At 69.6% G+C, this 20342-nt stretch carries 18 protein-coding genes and 2 pseudogenes; 1 reads left to right on the top strand and 19 read right to left on the bottom strand.

Going from position 1 to position 20342, the window contains the following annotated elements; translation table 11 throughout:
* Positions 1-119 precede the first annotated feature (119 nt).
* The 19 genes and pseudogenes from QF032_RS27870 to proS form a co-directional block, all read right to left on the bottom strand.
* Positions 120-2645, bottom strand: coding sequence for a hypothetical protein (locus QF032_RS27870; RefSeq protein WP_307057893.1), 2526 nt, complete (start codon positions 2643-2645; stop codon positions 120-122).
* Between the two features lie 561 nt (positions 2646-3206).
* The gene (locus QF032_RS27865) at positions 3207-3776 is read right to left on the bottom strand and encodes a DUF6262 family protein (protein WP_307057892.1); all 570 of its coding nucleotides are present in this window, start codon (positions 3774-3776) and stop codon (positions 3207-3209) included.
* Positions 3773-6391 (bottom strand): tyrosine-type recombinase/integrase, encoded by a 2619-nt coding sequence (locus QF032_RS27860; RefSeq protein ID WP_307057889.1) that lies wholly within the window; start codon positions 6389-6391, stop codon positions 3773-3775. The genes QF032_RS27865 and QF032_RS27860 overlap by 4 nt, the downstream gene beginning before the upstream one ends.
* A complete protein-coding gene (locus tag QF032_RS27855) occupies positions 6388-7581 on the bottom strand; it encodes a tyrosine-type recombinase/integrase (protein ID WP_307057887.1) in 1194 nt (397 codons plus the stop codon). The genes QF032_RS27860 and QF032_RS27855 overlap by 4 nt, the downstream gene beginning before the upstream one ends.
* Positions 7582-7705: 124 nt before the next feature.
* Positions 7706-8683, bottom strand: a pseudogene (locus tag QF032_RS27850) (YifB family Mg chelatase-like AAA ATPase); the annotation flags it as partial.
* 1 nt (position 8684) lies between these two features.
* On the bottom strand, positions 8685-9056 hold the full coding sequence (locus tag QF032_RS27845) for a YraN family protein (protein ID WP_307046228.1): 372 nt from the start codon (positions 9054-9056) through the stop codon (positions 8685-8687).
* Between the two features lie 209 nt (positions 9057-9265).
* The gene (locus QF032_RS27840; protein WP_005311352.1) at positions 9266-9574 is read right to left on the bottom strand and encodes a DUF2469 domain-containing protein; all 309 of its coding nucleotides are present in this window, start codon (positions 9572-9574) and stop codon (positions 9266-9268) included.
* Between the two features lie 56 nt (positions 9575-9630).
* A complete protein-coding gene (locus QF032_RS27835) occupies positions 9631-10167 on the bottom strand; it encodes an NUDIX hydrolase (RefSeq protein ID WP_307057885.1) in 537 nt (178 codons plus the stop codon).
* The gene (gene lepB, locus QF032_RS27830; RefSeq protein WP_306949081.1) at positions 10157-10933 is read right to left on the bottom strand and encodes a signal peptidase I; all 777 of its coding nucleotides are present in this window, start codon (positions 10931-10933) and stop codon (positions 10157-10159) included. Before lepB (QF032_RS27830) ends, QF032_RS27835 begins: the two co-directional genes overlap by 11 nt.
* Positions 10934-11084: 151 nt before the next feature.
* Complete coding sequence (gene lepB / locus QF032_RS27825) at positions 11085-12065, bottom strand: signal peptidase I (RefSeq protein WP_307046224.1); 981 nt, start codon at positions 12063-12065, stop codon at positions 11085-11087.
* Positions 11953-13050: a signal peptidase I gene (gene lepB, locus QF032_RS27820; protein WP_307057883.1), complete on the bottom strand. Its 1098-nt coding sequence runs from the start codon at positions 13048-13050 to the stop codon at positions 11953-11955. The genes lepB (QF032_RS27825) and lepB (QF032_RS27820) overlap by 113 nt, the downstream gene beginning before the upstream one ends.
* Positions 13043-13774, bottom strand: coding sequence for a signal peptidase I (gene lepB, locus QF032_RS27815; protein WP_307057880.1), 732 nt, complete (start codon positions 13772-13774; stop codon positions 13043-13045). The genes lepB (QF032_RS27820) and lepB (QF032_RS27815) overlap by 8 nt, the downstream gene beginning before the upstream one ends.
* 45 nt (positions 13775-13819) lie before the next feature.
* Positions 13820-14170: a 50S ribosomal protein L19 gene (rplS, locus tag QF032_RS27810; RefSeq protein WP_020128707.1), complete on the bottom strand. Its 351-nt coding sequence runs from the start codon at positions 14168-14170 to the stop codon at positions 13820-13822.
* 137 nt (positions 14171-14307) lie between these two features.
* Positions 14308-15141, bottom strand: a complete 834-nt coding sequence (gene trmD, locus QF032_RS27805) for a tRNA (guanosine(37)-N1)-methyltransferase TrmD (protein WP_307046218.1) — start codon at positions 15139-15141, stop codon at positions 14308-14310.
* Positions 15141-15695: a ribosome maturation factor RimM gene (gene rimM, locus QF032_RS27800; protein WP_307057879.1), complete on the bottom strand. Its 555-nt coding sequence runs from the start codon at positions 15693-15695 to the stop codon at positions 15141-15143. Before rimM ends, trmD begins: the two co-directional genes overlap by 1 nt.
* Before the next feature lie 106 nt (positions 15696-15801).
* The gene (locus QF032_RS27795; RefSeq protein ID WP_003973401.1) at positions 15802-16041 is read right to left on the bottom strand and encodes an RNA-binding protein; all 240 of its coding nucleotides are present in this window, start codon (positions 16039-16041) and stop codon (positions 15802-15804) included.
* 5 nt (positions 16042-16046) lie between these two features.
* On the bottom strand, positions 16047-16469 hold the full coding sequence (gene rpsP / locus QF032_RS27790) for a 30S ribosomal protein S16 (protein ID WP_306949087.1): 423 nt from the start codon (positions 16467-16469) through the stop codon (positions 16047-16049).
* 394 nt (positions 16470-16863) lie between these two features.
* Positions 16864-17460 carry a hypothetical protein gene (locus QF032_RS27785; RefSeq protein ID WP_307046216.1) on the bottom strand — a complete coding sequence of 199 codons (597 nt, stop codon included), beginning with the start codon at positions 17458-17460 and terminating at the stop codon, positions 16864-16866.
* 261 nt (positions 17461-17721) lie between these two features.
* A pseudogene (gene proS / locus QF032_RS27780) lies at positions 17722-19136 on the bottom strand (proline--tRNA ligase).
* 201 nt (positions 19137-19337) lie between these two features.
* Between proS and QF032_RS27775 the strand changes: the two are divergent.
* Positions 19338-20198 (top strand): SAM-dependent methyltransferase, encoded by an 861-nt coding sequence (locus QF032_RS27775; RefSeq protein ID WP_307057877.1) that lies wholly within the window; start codon positions 19338-19340, stop codon positions 20196-20198.
* Positions 20199-20342 lie beyond the last annotated feature (144 nt).

Genomic DNA, 20342 nt, shown 5'->3' with positions numbered 1-20342 from the left:
ACAGGGGGCAACAGTCATGCCGGGCCCGGAGGCCGGCGCAGGACCGCGAAAAAGATGACGGGGGAAGAGGAACGGGCCCTCAGCTGTTCTGGAGGACCCGTCCTAGTGCACATGACTGGTCAGATCTGCAGGATCAGTGCCTCCACCTGCCCGAGCGTGGTCACGCTGGCCTGTGCGGCCTCCCGGGCCTTCGTCAGCTTCTCCATCCACTCAATCCGCTGCTCAGCCGGCAGTGCTTCCTCATCGAGCTGGGCGCGCAGTCGGCGTGCTTCCTCGAAGTCCGTCATCAGGGTGTGGGCGGAGTCGACCGCACGCTGGTAGCTGCCCCCTACCAGCTCGACACGGGCAGGCAGCTCCCGACGCAAGGTGCTCAGCCGCTCGCGAGGGTCGGGCGGCGCCTCTCCGTGAGATGTGGTGTTGCTGACCGAATCGCTCTCCGGGACCGGCATACCGGTGCCCGCACCGCTGCTCCCAGCGGGATTGTGTACCGGACGGCCGAGTTCCACCGGGAACGTCTCGTCGAACCACTCCTTGTCAGCGACGTACGCGGTCGGCCGGCCTCCGGTGTCCGGGACGATCACCATCCCGGCGGTGATCGCGGTCTGCTCCTCTTCGTCCCGGTGGCGCTCGCCGTAACAGGCCAGACGGCCGCCATCTTCTGCGACGGGGGGCTGTGTGGCGTCCGGGTGCTCCAAGACGGACTTTGCGAATGTGAGGAGGAGGGCCCGGCTGATAGCCGGGCTCTTCGAGCTGTACGCCAGCGTCAGGGAAGCCAGGGAGCTGCTGGGGGTCCGGCGTACCCCCTTGCGGCTCTCACCGGCTTCGCTTCCCTGGCCGGGCGTGATGAAAGGCTCCGGGGCGTGCATGAGCGCCGGCGCCATCCGCTGGACCAGAGCGGCCCATGCTGTCGTATCGCCGGCCTCCGCTCCCAGGAGCAGTTCCTTGAGAGACCTGGGGTCCTGTCCGGATCCCTCCTTGGTCTCCGCAACACCGAACAGGCCCAGCGCGGAAAGGATGTTGCCGCGGTGCAGGAACAGCTGGGCGACCGCTGCCGACCACAGACGCGTGCGGGCACCGGCAGTCTTCGCGGTGACCTGGCTCCACGCCGACTCCTGGAGCGTTCCCTTCACGACCGGCCAGAACCGCCCCGTGTCGCGAATGGTGCGCTTGCCCGTCCCTTGCCCGGCATCCGGGGGAATCTCCGGGAACACGAGCGCGGTGATGGCCCGCACGGCGATATCGCGCAGGACGACCGGAGAAGCCTCGTCACCCGCGGGGACGAGCGGCTCCAGCGGGTCGAGTGGGCCGTTGGCGGTCAGAGCATCGCGCACTCCCAGCAGATCAAGGAGATCCGCCCCCCGCGCACTGGGGAACGCCTCAGCGAGTGCGGCCGTGAGGAGTGACTGCTTGGCGTAGGAGTCGACAAGCGTCGCGAACAGGGCGACCAGGCGGGCATCCTCGTCGTAGGGCTGGATGCCGCGCAGGTGATCGTTGACGTTCAGCGCCCGCAGGACATGTTCCAGCTCCGCGGGCTTGTTGCAGCCGATGACGATCTCCGTGGACACCGTGGCGATCTTCCCTGCCCGGACCGAGGAGTCCTCCGGACTCGTCTCCGGCTTGGCGCCGGCCTCGTTGAGCCGGGTGGAGATCCGGTTCAGGACCTCCCGCAGACTGAGCAGCCGCAGCGCGGGGTCACTCTTCTCCTTCGGCAGAGACAGGAGGGACTGAGGCACCCCCGTGACCAGGTGCTCCGGGCGTACACCGAAGATGTCGAGGCGCGCGAGTGCCCTGTTGTTGCCGGTCACAGCGGCCATGCGCCAAATCCGGGACACCGTCCCGTCAGGATTGATGATCTGCCACTGCTGAAGGACGTTCATGCCCTTGGAGAGCTGGCCGGCATCCACGAGGGACTCGACCAGGTCGTAGCCGCGGGTCTTCCCGGCGCGCTGCAGGCTGTCGGCGGCGTACCGCTGCACGTGAACGGCCACCTCGTACGGCTGCTCGGCGAGCGTGAGCGCCGCCTTCGGCTCACCGCCCTCTTCCGCCGAACGGACCACCGGCCGCGGCCGCCGGTTGCCCAGAGCGGCAAGAAGGGCCTGCCGCTCCTTTGCGAGATCCTTGACGCGCCGGACGGCGTCCAGCTGCTTCTGCGTGGCTGCCGCGAGAGCTTCAGCAGAGTACGTCTCATCGCCGGGCGCGCGCCGACGGGCCTCCCGCTCCTTCTCGGCGCTCTTCGCAGCCTTCTCAGCTTCCCGCAGCGTGATCTCGGCGGCGACGAGTTCCTTGACGCGCTGAGTGGCCTCCGGGCTCGGCGGCGTCCAGCAGCCGACGGTACGGTCATTGAGATCCCACGGGGCCACCGCGGCGCCATGCACGTCGCACATCAGCAGGAGAACCTTGTCGGTGCCGGCCTGCACTACCCGGTAGGCGGTGGGCTTGAGCACCTTCCTGCCGCGCGGCGACGCCACGAGGTTCTTGATCTCGGTGTCCGGGAGAGCAGAGGCGAGACCCTCGACGATCGCCTGACGGGGAGGCGGTACGACGTCCTGGTCCTCGCACGTGTTCTCGATAGCGTCCGCCAGACGCTGAGCCCAGGTGTCGGTGCCGATGTACGGGTAGATGCCGTCAGGTCGTTTGGCGACCATGGTGTCTTCCTTCCACCCGGGCGTGCCGGGCGAATGCACACGTTCCCGCACCTCGGGAGCGTGACACGCGCCCGAGCGCCGAAGCCTCGTGCCAGCGAGGTGTAGGCCGACACCCGTGATGGGTCTCGGCGGTCCCCGCCCCGTACGGTCCAACTGCCAACGTCCGAAGAGGATCAGCCCGAACAGTGCTTCGTGTGGCACCCGGGCGTCTCGCGGCTTGCTCCTACTCCGCCGTCGGCGGCATGAGGCGGACGCCGGTGATGGGCCACCGACGTGCGCCACAGAATCTGCCACGGACGTTGATGCAGGAGCGATCCATCGCGACGGATTACGTCCAATCGGGTGGAGAACTCTCGAACAGGGCCGAAGAGCAGGGAAGTTGAGGTAAAGACCTCAGGCTGTCTGGAGCGCGACGGCCGCCGACACCGTCCCGCGATCCACACCCTGACCAATGCACCCGGGCGTCTCGCGTCTTGCTCCGGCGTCGGCGGCATGAAGCGGACGCCGGTGATGGGCCACCGATATGAGCTGACGCCTGGATGCTCTTGTGAATGCTGGTGTTCATGGCTGCTTCCTCTCGAGAAGTTGGGCTTCGAGAGCGGCGATGCGCTTGTCCGAGAATCGAAGGTTGGAGCGTGCTCCTTCGAGTCGTTCCTGGAGTTTGCGATGCTCTTGGGTCAGCTTCTGCACTAGGTGCTTGAGGGTCGTATTCTCGCTGATTAGGTGCTGGACTGACTCGCCGGGGACCATCCGGTCGAAGCCGCGGATCTGTCCCATGAGCTCGCCGATCCGTTGCCGCTGGACCAGGACTTCTTTCTGGGTTCTGGTGAGTTCGGCTTCAGCGTTCATGGCCCGCTCGCGCCACGTTGCTTCAATACGGTCGTGTTCGGCCTGGCCGGCGGCGTCGCGGCGGCTGCGGCTGTCGGTGACAGCGTTCTGGACGAGTGCGCGAGCGTCCGCGTTCTCGTAGAGGAACGTGGCGGACACGTCGGCGCGTTGAGCGATGCCGCGGACGGTCAGCCGACTGCGGTCGCGGCGGAGCTGGCCGATGGCCGTGGCGACACGGTCCAGCTTGTCCTTGGTCTGCGTGCGGCGAGCTGCGATGGCGGCCGCGGTGTTAGAGGGCCTCATGCAGCCTCTCCTCCGTCTTCATCAGCGTCTTCGTGGCGGGCGAGTTCCTGCGCACGGAACGCGGTGGCCCAGACTCGGCCGAAGTAGTCCTGGGGCCGTCGGAGGTCGAGTTCGAGAGCCTCGTCGAGAAGACCGACGGCGGCCAGGGCCTTCTCCAAACCATCGATCGCGCGGGCAGTTGGCTCGAAGAGCTCGTGGAAGTAGTCCGCGGTGGCCGGGGTGGGGGCCCGCTCGGCCAACATGCGCCACTGCTCGCGTTTTCGGTGCCAATAGACGAGGTCGGCTCCGGAGAGGACGAACTTGTCGCAGTTGTGACAGTCCATGTTCCACGGGCAGGCATTGCCGTCGACCACGGGCTGGAAGGTGCAGAAGCCGCCTTCGGCCGGGGTGGAGCGTCGGGTGAGGTCGATGGCCAGCGCTTGGGCCTGCTCGCGGGACATGGGTTCGCCGGACGAGAGGACGACACCAGGTTCTGCGGCGCCGGGCCCGGTCACCCAGAGTGTGTTGAGGGCCTCGTTCAGCTTGGGGTCAGTGTTGGCGATGTGGGCATAGTGCTCGGCCATGGCCTCGGAGACCTGGCCGAGGTAGCGCTTGACGTGGGAAAGGTTCGCGCCGGCCTTAAGCAGTTTGGTGGCCAGGGTGTGACGAGCTTGGTGGGGGACGCCTTTGATGTCGAGTTCGTTGACCCAGGTGGAGAAGCCCGTCTGGAAGAAGCCGTAGCTGACGCTCTGCAGGGCGGCCCGGTTGGTCGAGCGACGGGGGAAGAGGGCGATGAGGGTGCGTTCTTCCGGCGTGGGCTTGCGGCCGTGCCGCTCGACGAACCGGTCGATTGTTTTGGCTTGACGGACCGTGATCCGGTCGACGAGCCGTTCGGGGATGCGGATTCCCTCGTCGAGATTCCCGACTTTGGTCTGGTCGTGCCAGAGCACGGGCAGATTGTTGATCCGCCCGACGCACTCGAGCCGGAGTTTGATCACCTCGTTCGCGCGGCGTCCGGTGAAGACCAGGGTCTCCCAGATGTCCCGTAGGCCGCGGTCTTCGACGTCGTGCTGATCGAGAAGTTGGAGGTTGTCATCGGCGCCGAGTGCGCGAGCGACCTCATCGGAGAATGGCTGGCGCCTGCCGCCGCGCGAAGGCCCGCCGCCCGGGACCGCGATGACGAAGCGGCGGTCGACGCCGGCCGCGGTGGTGAGGCCCTCGTCCATGCCGAACCTGAGCAGCCGCCGGACACCCACGAAGGTCCGGGCGACCGCTTCCGGGGTCGCCCGGGCCTGCTTGCGGCCTCGGCCTCCGGGATCTCTGTGCAGCCCAAGGGGCGGCAGCCCGTTGCGGCCTCGGTGACGCTGGTCGGCGACGAAGTCCAGCATGTGTTGCTCCGTCAGCCGGTGCGGGTCGTTGCCGCCGGCCGGTGCCTGGGCAAGCAGGTAGGCGCTGAGCTCGGTGCAGGCTCGACGAACGGCCTTGAATGTGGTCTGAGAGCGAGGCGGCTTGTTCCGCAGCAGATCGTCGAAGAAGTCCCAGAGGATATCCCTGAGCCAGGTCTGAGAGATGCAGGTCAGGTCGAAATGGCTGCTGCAGTTGGGGAAGCGGATTCCGTAGTGGTCGGTTTCGAGGAATCCGGACTGTTTGGTGTCCTGGCGGGTGAAGTAGACGAGCCGCAGTTCGCAGAGCATCGCCTTGACGATCTTCTGGCAGTGATCCGTGAGGCCGGCGAGTTCGAGGTCGATGAGCGAACTCACATCGTGGTCGCGACAGTGCTGGGCGATGGTCTGAACGAACCGCAATGGCCAGTAGGCGCCTTCAAGCACGGTTTTGGAGTGGTGGGACAAGATCCACTGGAGCTCGGCCTTCACCAGCGGTCGCAGGCCGAGCAGTGAGAGAGTGCCCGTCATCCGCACGATGGCCGGAGCGGTGCGGCACCACTGTTTGAACGCTGCCTCGTCGCCGTAAATGACCTTCCCGTGGCCGTCTGGCCCGGCATGCGGGGACCCCTGCCGGCGGTCGGGGACCTGCGCGTCGCCCGGCCGACCCTGGCGGCCGTAGAGGGTGCGGTGGCGGGAACACAGGCGGAGCGGATGCGGGTCGGCCAGTTCGCTGCAGGCGAGTACCAGACAGCTGCCCATGCCCGGCAGCGGACCCTGCTGTGGCAGCCAATCCTCTAGGTGCGGGACCAGGTCCTTCTTGCGCATCCAGCGTTCCCAGCCGGTCCACCGCTTCGCGTGGACGATGCAAAGCCCCATGTGGCCGACGGCCGGCAGTTCCGGGCAGATCAGGCAGATCCTGGGGTCGGACCAGCTCCGCGTCTGGAGCGGTTCCGCGATGTCCAGGAACGAGGTGTAGGTGGCGCCGTCCGCGCGCAGGGCCGTCCACTGGTTCTGGTGGCGGTGGCAGAGGTCCCAGTTGCCCTCCTTACTCCTCTGGCAGTCCTCGACCTTGCACCGCCATCCGTAAGCGGGGTGCTCGGCGGGGATGCGGAGCACGTCACCCCGGAAGATCGGGTCGAAGGTGGGACCGTCGATGAGCGCCTGGAGGACCTCCAGGCGGTCGATGACCGTGCGGGAGACCGCGTGGCGGTTGACCAATAGCGAGAGGGCTGAGTGGGTGGTAGTCCTCACTTCGAGTCCCCCCAGACCTCGGTCAGGGCCGCGGAGAACTCCGGGGAGTGCAGGTCCGGGTGCCCGTACACCTCATCGACCATCGCGGCGGACGCCCAGTTTCCCGCAGCCTTGGCCACGAGCGGGTCGCCGTTCGCGGCGTCCAGGATTTTCGACGTGGTCGTGTGTCGGAACGCGTGCGGCTTGATACGGCCGGGCAGTTTGGCCCGTCGCCCTGCCCGCCGCAGCATTCCGCGGGCCGCGTCCGCGGTCCACGGCTCGCCGGTGGTCGGACCGGACAGTTGGATCAGGAACATGCCGTGCCCTGTGGCGTGCTTCGTGTACTCGGTCGTCATGTACTTGAAGTAGGAGCTGACCATTGCCGGGCTCACTCGGTAGATCTCTCCGCCGCAGATCACACCGTCCGTCAGGCTCCAGTCCTCCTTCTTCTTCGCCCTGGCCCGGTTCGGGTTGTTCTGCCGGTGGCAGACGTGGACGTGCGGACTCTTGCACTCGCCGCAGTCCGCGTTCTCCCGCATGTGCAGATCGACCAGGTGCAAGCCGGTCAGGCCGCCGATCCTCAACGTCGAGTCGGAGAGCCAAGTCACGACCATCTCGTCACGGGCGGTGTTCACCGAGCTCAGCAGTTCCGGCCGGGCCCCGTCCGGCAGCATTTTCGGGTGCCGTCGCCGCGGGCTATTCGGAGGAGCCAGCGGGTTGGACGGCATCGAGGTCTTCACATGCCCCAGGAAGGCCCTCCTGCGGTCCGCCGTGGTGGGAAGGCGGGACACGCCCAGCGCCTCGCGTAGTTCGTTGTTGATGCCGCGTTTGACGCACTGGTGCAGGTAGAAGCCCTTCAGGACGGTCGCCGAGATCGACAGGGCTGCCGTGCCGTACGGACGCTTCGGCGGCACCCGCCACGGCTGCCCGTACGGCATCGGCACCTGTGCCCCCACCGCCCCCTGGTAGCGCTTCAGATCCTGGAGTGTGGTCGTCTGCGTGGTCAGGCCCTCGCGGATGCGCCACCGAAGGTGATCGACGAGGTAGTAGGCGTACGGCTCCTGGGAGCCCGAACCCTCGTACTGGCGCAGATAGCTTTCGGCTTCTTCGTCGGCCGTGCAGTCCGGCCAGACGATCGAGAATGCCCAGCTTCCGTCGGAGTATCTGATCTTCTGGACGCGCAAATCTTCCAGCACCAACGTGCTTCTCACTAGGGTTCCTTCCGATCCGTCACATACGTGATGAACAGAAACAAACCGTTAGCTAAAGACCCACGCGACGCGCCCAAAGTCCACCTCGACGAGTGACACGGGCACGCAGTCGGTGGTCGCTAAAGTCGAGGAAGAGCACGCCCCGGTGGGCCAGGGAGACCGCGCCGGGGCGGGCGACGCCGGCGCCGCCGCCGACCAGGGACTGCATCGTGGCCGAGTGGTGCGGGGCGCAGTACGGGGGCACGTCGATCAGGGGCTTGCCCGGGGGCAGCAGGCCGGCCACCGAGTGCACCGCCGTGACCTCCAGCGACTCCTCCCTGCACAGCCTGGGCAGCACCGCCGGCAGGCGCTCCGCGAGCATCGTCTTGCCGGCGCCGGGCGGGCCTTCCAGGAACAGGTGGTGTCCGCCCGCGGCGGCCACCTCCACCGCGGTGCGCGCCGAACGCTGGCCGACCACGTCCGCCAGGTCGTGTTCCTGGTCCGGGTGGGCGGTGCCCATGCCGGTGGCCTCGCCCGTGCCCGGCATCCGCAGGCCGGCCAGCAGCGGATCCGGGCGGCCCGCCTCGTCCGGATCCTCCTCCGGCACGGGCTCGTCCGCGAGGACGGCGATCAGCTGCCGCAGGCTGCGCACTCCGAGCACGGAGACGCCCGGCACCAGCGCGGCCTCGGCGGCGGCGCTCTCGGGCACGACCACCTGTTCGTATCCGGCGGTGGCGGCGGCCAGCACCGCGGGGAGGACGCCCCGCACCGGCCGCACGCGTCCGTCCAGGCCCAGCTCGCCGATCATCACGATGTCGGCGAGCACCCTCGGGTCGATCCGTTCGGCCGCGCCGAGCACCGCACAAGCGACAGCGAGATCGAACCCCGATCCGCCTTTGGGCACGGAGGCCGGACTGAGGCCCACCGTGAGCTTCTTCTGCGGCCACTCGCCGCCCGAGTTCACCACCGCCGCCCTCACCCGGTCCCGGCTCTCGCTCAGGCTCTTGTCCGGCAGCCCCACCAGGGTGAACGCCGCCACTCCGGGTTCGAGGTCGGCCTGGACCTCGACGACGACGCCCTCGACGCCCACCAGCGCCACCGCACACGTACGCGCGAAGCCCATCTCAGGCCACCCCCCGCGCGTGCTGCACGACGGCGGCTCCGCGGCGCGGCAGAACCACGCCGACCAGGTCGATCCGGACGCCTCCCGGCGGGGCTCCGCCGTGTGCCTGGATCCAGCGCTCGGCCAGTCCGCGCAGGCGCTGCGCCTTCTCCGGCGTCACCGCCGCCATCGGATGCTGGAAGCCGCCGTCCCTGCGGGTCTTCACCTCGCAGACCACCAGCACCTCGCCGTCCCTCGCGACGATGTCGATCTCACCGGTCCTGCCGCAGCGCCAGTTGCGCTGCAGGACCGTCATCCCGGTCTCGGCCAGCCGCCGGGCGGCCAGCTCCTCGCCGTACCTGCCGAGTGCACCACGTGCCAGCTGTGCGTTCATGTCGGCACCACCTCCGGTGCCAACGCTCACGCATCCGCCTCCAACGAAAGGATCTTGGTGGACAGGCCGGCGACTGTGGAGAACTCCGTCACCTGTGCGAGGGAATCCGGCTCAGCCGGCCCGACCGGGGCACTCAGCGCGCACGCGGCGGCCACTCAGCAGACACACGACAGGCACTCGGCGGGCACTCGGCAAAAGCGCAGCGGGGCTCAGCTTCCCGGAAGCTCCAGGTCGCTCTTGTTCAGCTCCTCGATGTTCACGTCCTTGAACGTGAGGACCCGCACCTGCTTCACGAAGCGGGCCGGCCTGTACATGTCCCACACCCAGGCATCAGCCATCGATACCTCGAAGAACACCTCGCCCTGGACCGAGTGCACCTGCATCTCGTAGTCGTTGGTCAGATAGAAACGACGCTCGGTCTCGATCACGTATTTGAACAGACCGACGACATCGCGGTACTCCCGGTAGAGCTTCAGCTCCATCTCGGTCTCGTACTTCTCGAGGTCCTCGGCGCTCATGGCATGTTCCCCTTCAGCCGTGCGATCCCCCCATTGTGCGCCAGTCCCGAGCGCCCCTAGACGATTTCCGTGTCAAGGGTCACCGGTCCGGCCGGAGGACCTTCGTCGAGCAGCCTGCGCAGCAGCTCGGCGAGTCTGGTCGGATACACCGTCTCATGTGCCTGGGTCAGTTCCTGACACGTCCACCAGCGCGCTCCGGCGACACTGCGCCGTTCCAGCTCGGTCAGGGCCGTCGCCCGGGTCGCCGTCACCGTCGTCCGGGCGAGGTAGTACCACTCGTCCTGGTCCCAGCGGCGGCCCGCGAAGGGGAAGGAGCACATCCGCCGCCACAGCACGGGACCGAGGTCCACCTCGGTGATGCCGGTCTCCTCGACGAGTTCCCGCAGAGCGGCCTCCTCACGGGTCTCGTCGCCCTCCACACCACCGCCGGGCGTGAACCACCAGCGGTCGGCGGGGTCGTCCGGTTCATGACCGTGCAGCAGCAGGATGCGGTCCTGCGGGTCGAGCAGGACGACCCGCGCCACCTTGCGCAGGCCGCCCTCGTAGGAGTCGACGCCCCCGCCGGTCGGCTCCTCCGCCGGCTCAGCGGGCACCGGCGGACTCCGGCCGGGTGCGGCGGCGGCCCGTCCGCTTGGCGATCGGGCCGTACGCGCCGCCGCCGAGCACCAGCACGGCGCCGCCGACGATCAGCCAGCCGATCGTGCCCAGCGGGCCCGGCTCGGAGAGGGCGCCGAGGTCCGTGAAGCCCGTGGGCCGCTTCAGCATGCCTTTCATGGGCCAGACGACGGCGTCGACGCGGGCCTTGACGGCGCTGCGCGCCACCGTGCCCTGGGCCGCGTCGGTGAGGTGGGCGGTGGAGTCCAGGGAGCCCTGACGCTCGTCGCCGAGGAGGAAGAGCCTGCCGTCGGGGACCTTCACGGTCGGGAAGTTCTTGATCTCGGCCAGGGTGCCCGGCGGCAGATACGGTTCCTCGATCTGCTTGCCGTTGACGGTCAGCTTGCCGTCGGTGCAGCAGGAGACCGTGTCGCCGCCGACCGCGACGACGCGCTTGACCACGGGCGCGTTGCTCGCCCAGGTCTTGTCGGTGAAGACGACCACGTCCCCGCGGCGCACCTCGGCGCCGTCGACGCGCTGGGCGAGCACGCGGTCGCCGGCGGCGATCGTCGGGCTCATGGAGCTGGTGGGCACGGTGTAGGGCCGGTAGAGCAGGGCTCCCCAGGCGAACCCGCCGAGGAACAGCACGAGGCCCAGTGCGACGGCCAGCCCGGACAGTCGCTGTCCGGTCCGGCTGCCCACCGGGCCGCTGCTGGTGCCACCGCCGCTGCGCGGGGCCGTTCGTGTAGTGCTCTCGCCACCCATGGACCCGCACCCTACCCGGCGGTACCGAAACCGGGCAGCCCCTCTCTCCCGGCCTCGCCCGGTTCGGCCCGGTCTTCGCAGGCCGAGGTCACACGCTTGGGAAAGGGTTTGCCGAACGAGGGCCCGGGGGCCGGGGCACGGGCCCCCGCGGTCACCGGGTCCCGGAGTCCCCGCTCCGCCGGCGCCGCCACAGGACCACCGGTACGACGCCGGCGAGGGCGAGACCCTGCGGCGCGACGGTGAGGGCCGCGGACGCCGCGGACTGATCGCCCAGACCGGTCTGCTCGAAGGTGTCCGGCACCGGCAGCGTGCCCCAGTGGGTGAGCGGCCAGGCCTTGACGATGGCACGGCCGACGACCTGGTCGACGGGCACCATGCCGTGGTTCTTGTCCGACTGGTTGTAACGCGAGTCCCGCGAGTTCTGGCGGTGGTCGCCCATGACCCAGACGTAGCCCTTGGGGACCTTCACCGAGAACTGGCCGCCCTGGTCGTCCTGGCTGCACGGGGTGTTGCCGGGGTACACGTACGGCTCGTTCAGCGCCTTGCCGTTGACCGTGAGCGGGCCGGTGCCCTTGCAGGCGACGGTGTCGCCGCCGACGCCGATGACCCGCTTGATCAGGTCCTTCTCCTCCGCCGACGGCATCAGGCCGATCCAGCTGAGGACGGTCTGGAAGGCGTTCGGCTCGACGGTGTTCTCACCCGCGAGCCAGTTGTCGGGATCGTGGAAGACGATGACCTCGCCGCGTTCCGGCTCGGAGCCGAACCACGGGGTCAGTTTGTCGACGAGAACCCGGTCGCCGATCTTGAGGGTGTTCTCCATCGAGGCCGACGGGATGGAGAAGGCCTGCACCAGGAATGTCTTGATCAGCAGCGCGAGAACCAGCGCGATGCCGATCAGGATCGGCAGCTCCTTCCAGAAGGAGCGGGGTTTCTTCGCCTTCGGCGCCGGGCCGTCGGGACCGTCGCCGCCGGTGCGGGGCGGTTCGTCCGTCGGCGGACCGTCGCCGCCCGCCAAGGGTTCACTCCCGGAGGTCACGGCGCTGTCCGCGACCGGGTCGGCAGCGCCCACGGGGTGTCCGCGGTGCTCCTCGCCGTCGTGCCCGGACCGTGCGCCAACCGCCACATCCCCCACGCCAACTCCTCACCTTGTGCCGCTGCCTGCCCCACATTCGGCGCAGGCCCACCACTCCCATAACGAGCGGGAGTTCCGCAGGGGTCGGGAGTCTTCCGATCGATCCGTTCGGACCGTCGGAAGCAACCCTATGCGACGGCTGGGCGGAGGCGGTCGCCCCGACGGCCGAGCCGGTCACCGAGGAGAAAGTTTGCGGTTCCTTGAGACGGATCCAGTGCCCGAGGGGCCAGGCGATCACCATGGCCCGGCCGACCACCTCGTCCTCCGAGACGGTGCCGCCGTAGTCGGTGTGGCGATGCGCCCTGGAATCGGCGGAGTTGGCCCGGTGGTCGCCCATCACCCACAGCCGCCCCCGGGGGACGGTGATGTCGAACGGGTCGTCCGAGGGGGTGTTGCCGGGGTAGAGATAGCTTCCCTCTTCCAGGGGAACGCCGTTGACGGTGACCCGCCCCTGCGTGTCACAGCACTTGACGTGGTCGCCGCCCACCCCGACGACGCGCTTGATGAGGTCCTTCTCGTTGTCGGACGGCAGCAGGCCGATGAAGGTGAGTCCTTCCTTGACCTGCTTGACGACGACCGGATCCGCCTTCTTGGCGGTGGTCTGCTCGTCGTCGAGCCAGCCGCCGGGGTCCTTGAAGACGACGACGTCCCCGCGCTCCGGCTTGGATCCGAACCACGGGGTGAACTTGTCGACCAGGACGCGGTCGCCGATCCGGATGGTCTGCTCCATGGAGCCGGACGGGATCACGAAGGCCTGCACCAGGAAGGTCTTCAGCACCAGGGCTATCAGGACGGCGACGCCGACCAGCAGCGGTATCTCCCGCACGGCCGAGCGCCTGCGCTTGCGCTTGACCTTGCGCTGCAGCTTGCGCCGCTCCGCGCGGGAGCGGCCGGGGCCCGGGCCCGAGGTGCGCCGGACGCCGGTGGGCAGGAGGTTGTCCGCGGCGCTGTCCGGGAGGCCGCGCGGCTTGCCGCGGTTACCCACGGGCGCCCTCCGAGCCGGGCACGCGCGCGTAGGCGCTCGGACGCGAGAGGCGGGTGAGGTGGGCGAAGGGCCAGACGATCCAGTCGGCGCGGCCGATCACATGGTCGATCGGGATCATGCCGCCGCCCGGGGAGCCCAGGTGGTCCCGGGAGTCGCTGGAGCGGCTGCGGTGGTCGCCCAGGACGAACAGGGCGTCGTCGGGCACGACCACGTCGAAGGCGGCCGTGGACGGGCCGTCGCCGGGATACAGGAATGTCGACTCGTCGACCGACCGGCCGTTCACCTGGATCCTCCCCTCCTTGTCGCAGCAGACCACGTGATCTCCCCCCACACCCACGACGCGCTTGATGTAGTCGGAGTTCCCGAAGTACTCGGTGCCGTCGAACACGACGACGTCGCCGTGCCGCGGCTCGGCACCGAAACGGTACGCCAACTTATTTACGAGAACGCGGTCACCGATCCTCAACGCGTTTTCCATGGATCCGCTGGGAATCTGGAACGGTTGCACCACGAACGCGTTGAGGACGAGCAAAAACAGCAGGCAGACCAGCGCGGTCAGGCTGTAGCGGCCCCCGGGGACCCACGACGTGATCCGCTCCGCCCACGCAAAACGCGACCGTCCCTCCGGTCCCTCCGGGCCGCCGGTCTCCTGGGAGACGTCGGCGGCCACGGAAGGGCGGGAGGAGCGATCGCGCTCCGAGGTCGGCTGAGCTTCGGTGTCCATCGGGGCCAGATGTTATCCGGCCTGCCCATGAACTCCGGAAGGCGCTCAGTTGTCGCGCTTCTCCTTGATCTTCGCGGCCTTGCCGCGCAGCTCACGGAGGTAGTACAGCTTGGCGCGACGCACGTCACCGCGGGTGACGAGCTCGATCTTCTCGACGATCGGGGTGTGCACCGGGAAGGTGCGCTCGACGCCGACGGAGAAGGAGACCTTGCGGACCGTGAAGGTCTCGCGGACGCCGGCGCCCTGGCGGCGGATGACCACGCCCTTGAACTGCTGGACACGGGAGCGGTTGCCCTCGATGACGCGCACGTGGACGTTGACGGTGTCGCCCGGGCGGAAGGCCGGAACGTCGCTGCGCAGCGACGCGGCGTCGACGGAGTCGAGCAGGTGAGACATTTCGTCTGCTTTCTTCGCTGATGCCACAGGTCATCAACGGAACTAGAAGTTCGGGGATTGAGTGCCGTGTGCCCGTCGAGGCGGGCGTCGTGTCCCCCTGCGGCAGGGGCGCACACCGGACGGCGCACAACAGCGACCTATTCTTCCACGCCGTCGGTCCTGCGCCAAAATCGGCCGTAGGGGGCGCCCTCCGGGTCGGGCGTCCAGCCCAGGATGGAGAGCATCTCGCGGTCCTTCTTGTCGAAGGACCCGGGTGCGCAGCGCTCGATGAGGTCGGGCCGGTTGGCCGTCGTGCGTCGCAGGGCCTCGTCACGGCGCCATCGGGCGATCTTCCCGTGGTGGCCGCTGAGCAGCACCTCGGGGATCTCCCGGCCGCGCCAGGCGGGAGGCTTGGTGTAGACGGGGCCTTCGAGGAGGTTGGCCATGGGGCCGGGGGCGAAGGAGTCGTCGCGGTGGGACTCGGCATTGCCGAGCACGCCGGGCAGCAGCCGTGCCACGGCCTCGGTGACGACGAGGACGGCCGCCTCGCCGCCGGCCAGCACGTAGTCGCCGATGGAGACCTCGTAGACGGGGATCCGGGCGGCGTACTCGTCGACGACCCGCCGGTCGATGCCCTCGTAGCGGGCCGGCGTGAAGATCAGCCAGGGGCGCCCGGACAGCTCGACCGCCAGTTCCTGGGTGAAGGGCCGGCCGCTGGGGGTCGGGACGACGATCGCGGGGGCCTGCGAGCCCTTTTCGTAGCCGTCGGCGAGGACGGTGTCCAGGGCGTCGCCCCAGGGGTCGGTCTTCATGACCATGCCGGGGCCGCCGCCGTAGGGGGTGTCGTCGACCGTGTTGTGCCGGTCGTACGTCCACTCCCGCAGGTCGTGCACGTGCACGTCGAGCTGCCCGCGCGCGCGTGCCTTGCCGACGAGGGAGACGTTCAGCGGCTCCAGGTACTCGGGGAAGATCGTGACGACGTCGAGGCGCATCAGGACTCTTCCCCGGCCGGGTCCCGGGTGCCGGCGACCTCGGCGCGGTCGTCGATGAGACCGGGCGGCGGGTCGATGACCGCCCGCTGCTCCTCGAGGTCGATCTCGGTGACGATCGCCTCGACGAACGGGATCATCACCTCGCTGCCGTCGGGCCGCTCGACGATGAAGAGGTCCTGGGAGGGCAGGTGCGAGATCTCGGTGATCCGGCCGACCTCGGCGCCGTCGACGGTGACCACGTCCAGGTCCATCAGCTGGTGGTCGTAGTACTCGCCTTTCTCCTCGGGCAGCTCCTCGGGATCGACCTCGGCGATCAGGAGGGTGTTGCGCAGGGCTTCGGCGGCGGTACGGTCGCGCACCCCCTCGAAGCGCAGAAGGAGACGGCCGCTGTGGACGCGGCCGGTCTCGATGGTCAGCGGGCCGGTCGGGGCCGGGTCCGTGAACAGGACGGCGCCGGGTGCGAGCCGCAGCTCCGGCTCGTCGGTGCGTACCTCGACGGTGACCTCGCCCTTGATGCCGTGGGCGCGGCCGATCCGTGCGACTACGAGCTGCACTTCTGAAGATCTCCTGTCGTGCCTGTCGTCACGAGTGCCGTAACGACTGCGGGCCGGGGACGGCCCAGTGGCCTTCCCCGGCCCGAGCCGGTGGTGCGAAAACGCGTCAGCGAACGTGATCCACGTCGACGAGGTCGACGCGGACGCCCCGGCCGCCGATGGCGCCCACGACGGTGCGCAGAGCGCGTGCGGTGCGGCCGTTGCGACCGATCACCTTGCCGAGGTCGTCCGGGTGGACACGGACCTCGAGCACCCGCCCGCGGCGCAGGTTGCGCGAGGCGACCTGCACGTCGTCGGGGTTGTCGACAATGCCCTTCACGAGGTGCTCAAGCGCCTCTTCGAGCATGGTGCTCAGGCCTCGGTCGACTCAGAGGACTCGGCGGCAGCCTCGTCCTTCTTCTCGGCCTTCTTCTTCTGGGTGATGGCCTCACCCTTGCCCGAGTCCTCGCCGCCGAGGGCTTCGAACGTCGGGCGGGCCTTCTTCGGCTCGGCGACGAGCAGCGGCGCCGGGGCGGGCTCGCCCTTGAACTTCTGCCAGTCGCCGGTCTTCTTCAGGATGGCGAGGACGGGCTCGGTCGGCTGCGCGCCGACACCCAGCCAGTAGGCGACGCGGTCGGCGTCCACCTCCATGACGGACGGGTGGTACGTCGGCTGGTACTTGCCGATCTCCTCGATCGCACGGCCGTCACGACGGGTGCGGGAGTCGGCGACGACGATGCGGTAGTGAGGCGAACGGATCTTGCCCAGACGCTTCAGCTTGATCTTGACTGCCACGGAAGTGGTGTCTCCTGGTCTTGACGTGGTTGGGCACGGCGAGATGGCCGCGTGGGGTTGCGGTACCCGAGTGCCCGATGGACGCGTCAGCCGGAGGAGAGAGGGGTCCTGTGCGACTGTCGAGTACAGCTGACCATTGTGCCATACCCGGCGGGTCGCCTCGGCCGAGGGGCGGCGGCGCCCGGGCACGCCTGAGCGGCCGCCGGCGCCCCGTGCCGGCGGGCCTGATACGCGGCGCGCGCCGCGGGGTGGCCGCACCCGCGCCCGGCAGCGCCCCTGAAGACCCCCCGGGCCCGTGGGGCGCCGGGGGAGGCACTGCTGGACGCGGCGGGCGGACCCCCCGCCCTCGCCGTGGACCGGCAGCCACGAGATGCCGGTACGGACGGTCCTCGGGCTAGGCCGCGCCGGCGATCTCCGGGATCCGGAACGGCTTGCCGCAGCCGCCGCACACGATCGGCGCCTGCGCCAGGACCGACGGCACGACCCGGACGTTGCGTCCGCAGTCGCACACGGCCTTGACGCGGACGCCTCCGCCGGAGGAGCCGTGCCGGGCCGCCGGGCCGCGGAAGGTGCGGGCGGTGTCGGCGGAGGTGGCCGCCGTGTGGGCCTTGAGGGCCCGCTGCAGGCGCTCGATCGTCGTGCGGTAGCGGCGCTTGGCCTCGGGGTTGAGCGTGACCAGGGAGAAACCACTGCTGGGGTGCGGTTCCTCGGGGTGGTCCAGCCCCATCTCCTCGGCGATCGCGAGGAATCTGCGGTTGTGGTAGCGGCCGGCGCGGGAGGTGTCGCGGACGCCACGGGCGGCGGCGATGCCATGGACTGCCTCGTGAAGCAGTCGCTCGAAGGAGAGCTCGTGACCGCAGGCGGACGACGACTCCCCGATCAGGGACTCTGGCGCGGCGAGATCCGGCAGCTCGGGGTGGTACCGCTGAATGTCGGCCCACGCCTCTGCCAGCTCTGCGGCGAGAACTGGTGGTGTCTGTGTCGTGCTCACGTAATGACAACGAGCGGGGGTGCCCCGGTGTTCCTATTCCGGGGCATCCCAAATAATTTGCACGTACCCGTCAGTCGGCACTCATGCGTCCGGACGAGGGCGGGTGCGCTGATCTGCGGAGAAGCCTCACAGCTCGTATCAAGCTGGTGCGTAGTCCCCGGTACGACCCGGCGCGTAGACCATCTCCGCGCGCCGGGGTGCGGAGGTCTCCCGGGGGCGCAAGGGGCGTTTCGGCCGCTCTCACGTACGCGGGGCGCTGTCTCAGCAGGCGCGTGCGACGACCGCGACGTTACCGGGGGCGTCCTCGTCGTCCGGCACCGCCCCGTCCTCGGCGACGAGACACCGTACGGTCAGCGACTGCTCGGCCAGTGCGGCCTCGCCTTCTTCACCGAGGGCCGCCCACGGGACGCGCGCCCAGCCGTCGGCGCCGACCGCCTCGACGGCTTCCCCGACCGTCGACACGTCCGCCGTCCGCGACTCGCGGCGCTCGCGCGACTGCCGCAGCAGCAGCGCCTGGTCCTCCTCGAGGACGACGGGCAGCAGCCCCGCGAGCGCGTCGACCGCCACCGCCTCCTTGTATCCCGGGATGCGGCGGACCAGCATCGCCGTGCCGTCGGCCAGGTTGCGGGGCCCGATCTCGACGCGCACCGGCACGCCCTTGAGCTCCCAGTCGACCGCACGCCGGCCGAGCGGCACGTCGGTGCGGTCGTCGACCCGGACGCGCAGGCCCGCCGCCGCCAGCCGGCCGCCGAGCTCGCGGACCTTGGCCAGAACCGCCTCGTCGTCCGCGACCGCCAGGACGACGACCTGGATCTGCGCCAGCCGGGGCGGCACCCGCAGCCCGTCGTCGTCGCCGTGGGTCATCACCAGCGCGCCGATCATGCGGGTCGTCGAGCCCCGGGAGGTCTGCCAGACCAGTTCCCGGGTGCCGTCCTTGGACAGGTACCGGGTGTCGAAGGCCTTGGCGAAGTTCTGGCCCAGCTCATGGCTGGTGACCATCTGGAGGGCCTTGCCGTCGCCCGTCATGCTTTCCAGGGTGAGGGTGTTGACGGCGCCCGCGAAGCGCTCCCTGACCGTCTTGCGGCCGGCGACGAAGTCGATCGCGAAAACGTTCTCGAGGAAGTCGCCGTAGACCTCGCGCTGGACGCGGGCGGCGAAGTCGCGGGCCTCCTCGTAGGTGGCGTGCGCGGTGTGGCCCTCCTGCCAGAGGATTCGGACGTCCGCAGGAAGAGGCGGGGCCGCAGCTCCCAACGGACCACGTTCGCCCACTGGTTGATCAGCAGGGGCAGGTCGCGGTAGCTCTGCACCCACCTGGAGAAGTACTCGTTGACGATGGTCTCGGAGGTGGGCCGCACGACCGCCGGCTCCTCGAGCTCCTTGCCGCCGCCGTGCGTGACCACCGCCAACTCGGGCGCGAAGCACTCGACATGGTCCGCCTCGCGGGTGAGGTAGGACTGCGGGATCAGCAGCGGGAAGTACGCGTTCTCGGCGCCCGTCCGCTTGATCCGGGCGTCCGTCTCCGCCTGCATCCGCTCCCACAGCCCGTACCCGTACGGCCGGATCACCATCGTGCCCCGCACCGGACCGTTGTCGGCCAGTTCCGCCTTGCCGATCAGATCCTGGTACCAGCGAGGGAAGTCCTGGGCCCGCGGGGTGAGAACGGGCGCCTCTGCCATGGCGCGACGGTACGGGCCCACATTGCCGGAACGTGAATTCTCGCCACCGGCACATGCCGTCCTCAAGCAGGGCTCCGCAACCCCTGGACGCGGCCGCGGACGGGGAGTTACCTGGCATACGGGGGCGGTGCCGGAGCACTGCACGGGGGCCCACCTGATCGGGTACGGCAGCAGACTCTCGGCGGATTGGGGCGCTTTTCCATGACACCTGTGCTCGTGCGACAGCACCTGCCTCACGCGGGGCAGACGCCCCGCGCGGATCTGGGTGCACGCGCGCGTGACTGGTCCGAGATCCAGGAACGGATGCTGGTTCCGCTCTACGAGGCCGTCTACGAGCGGCTGGGCGTGGGGCCGGGCACCCGGCTCCTCTCCCTCGGCTCCGGCTCCGGGCTCGCCCTGGTGATGGCGGCCTCCAGAGGCGCGGCCCTCACCGGCGTCGAGTCCTCCTCCCCGGCACGGCTGGCCCTCGCGCGCGAGCGGCTGCCGCTGCGGGAGGACCGGGGGGCACACGCGCGTGCGGACATCCGGCTCACCGACCGGCTGCCCACGGACCGGCCGGGGGCGCGGACGCCCCCGTACACCCTGGTGACGGCCTTCGAGCCGATCGGACGCGTGGCGGGCGACACGGAGGAACTGGCCGCGCTGCTGGCGGCGGCGACGCCGCTCGCCCGGCGTGGCGCCCCCGTGGTGCTCGTCGGCTGGGGTCCGCCCGAGCGCTGTGCCACCACGGCGGTGCTGCGGGTCGCGGCCAAGGCGGCGGACCAGGACCGCGGCACGATCCGGCTGCGCCCCGCGCTCCGCGACGACCTCGAGGACGTCGCCCGACGGGCCGGGCTGCGGCCGGACGGATCGGGCCGGGTGGCCTGTCCGTTCGGGTACGCCGACGTGGACAGCGCCCTCAAGGGGCTGCTCTCCACGGGCCTGCTCGACACGGCGGTCGCGGCGACCGACCAGGCACAGGTCGAGAAGGAGACGGCGGAGGCGCTCCACCCGTACCTGCGGCCGGACGGCACGGTCTGGATGCCGAACGTGTTCCGGTACCTGATCGCCCGGATCCCGTGAGCGCACGCCCCCTTCACCGGAGGCCGTGCGGTTCCCGGTCCGGGTCCGCCGCCCGGTCCGGATCCACGTCCGGGCGCGGGGCCGTGGTCCGGGACCGTGGCCGGGGCCGTGGTCCGGGACTGACCGTGACCGGGGCCGTGGTCC

The organism is Streptomyces achromogenes (genome assembly GCF_030816715.1).
In the GTDB taxonomy this organism is placed as follows: domain Bacteria; phylum Actinomycetota; class Actinomycetes; order Streptomycetales; family Streptomycetaceae; genus Streptomyces; species Streptomyces achromogenes_A.
Note: the sequence above shows the minus strand (reverse complement) of the source record. Positions and strands in the feature narration are given on the sequence as shown.

Excerpts from the sequence above, each read along its gene's own strand:
- QF032_RS27870 (WP_307057893.1), bottom strand. The coding sequence starts at position 2,645 with ATGGTCGCCAAACGACCTGACGGCATCTACCCGTACATCGGCACCGAC.
- QF032_RS27865 (WP_307057892.1), bottom strand. The coding sequence starts at position 3,776 with ATGAGGCCCTCTAACACCGCGGCCGCCATCGCAGCTCGCCGCACGCAG.
- QF032_RS27845 (WP_307046228.1), bottom strand. The coding sequence starts at position 9,056 with ATGAACGCACAGCTGGCACGTGGTGCACTCGGCAGGTACGGCGAGGAG.
- QF032_RS27840 (WP_005311352.1), bottom strand. The coding sequence starts at position 9,574 with ATGAGCGCCGAGGACCTCGAGAAGTACGAGACCGAGATGGAGCTGAAG.
- lepB (WP_306949081.1), bottom strand. The coding sequence starts at position 10,933 with ATGGGTGGCGAGAGCACTACACGAACGGCCCCGCGCAGCGGCGGTGGC.
- lepB (WP_307057880.1), bottom strand. The coding sequence starts at position 13,774 with ATGGACACCGAAGCTCAGCCGACCTCGGAGCGCGATCGCTCCTCCCGC.
- rplS (WP_020128707.1), bottom strand. The coding sequence starts at position 14,170 with ATGTCTCACCTGCTCGACTCCGTCGACGCCGCGTCGCTGCGCAGCGAC.
- trmD (WP_307046218.1), bottom strand. The coding sequence starts at position 15,141 with ATGCGCCTCGACGTCGTCACGATCTTCCCCGAGTACCTGGAGCCGCTG.
- QF032_RS27795 (WP_003973401.1), bottom strand. The coding sequence starts at position 16,041 with ATGCTCGAAGAGGCGCTTGAGCACCTCGTGAAGGGCATTGTCGACAAC.
- QF032_RS27775 (WP_307057877.1), top strand. The coding sequence starts at position 19,338 with ATGACACCTGTGCTCGTGCGACAGCACCTGCCTCACGCGGGGCAGACG.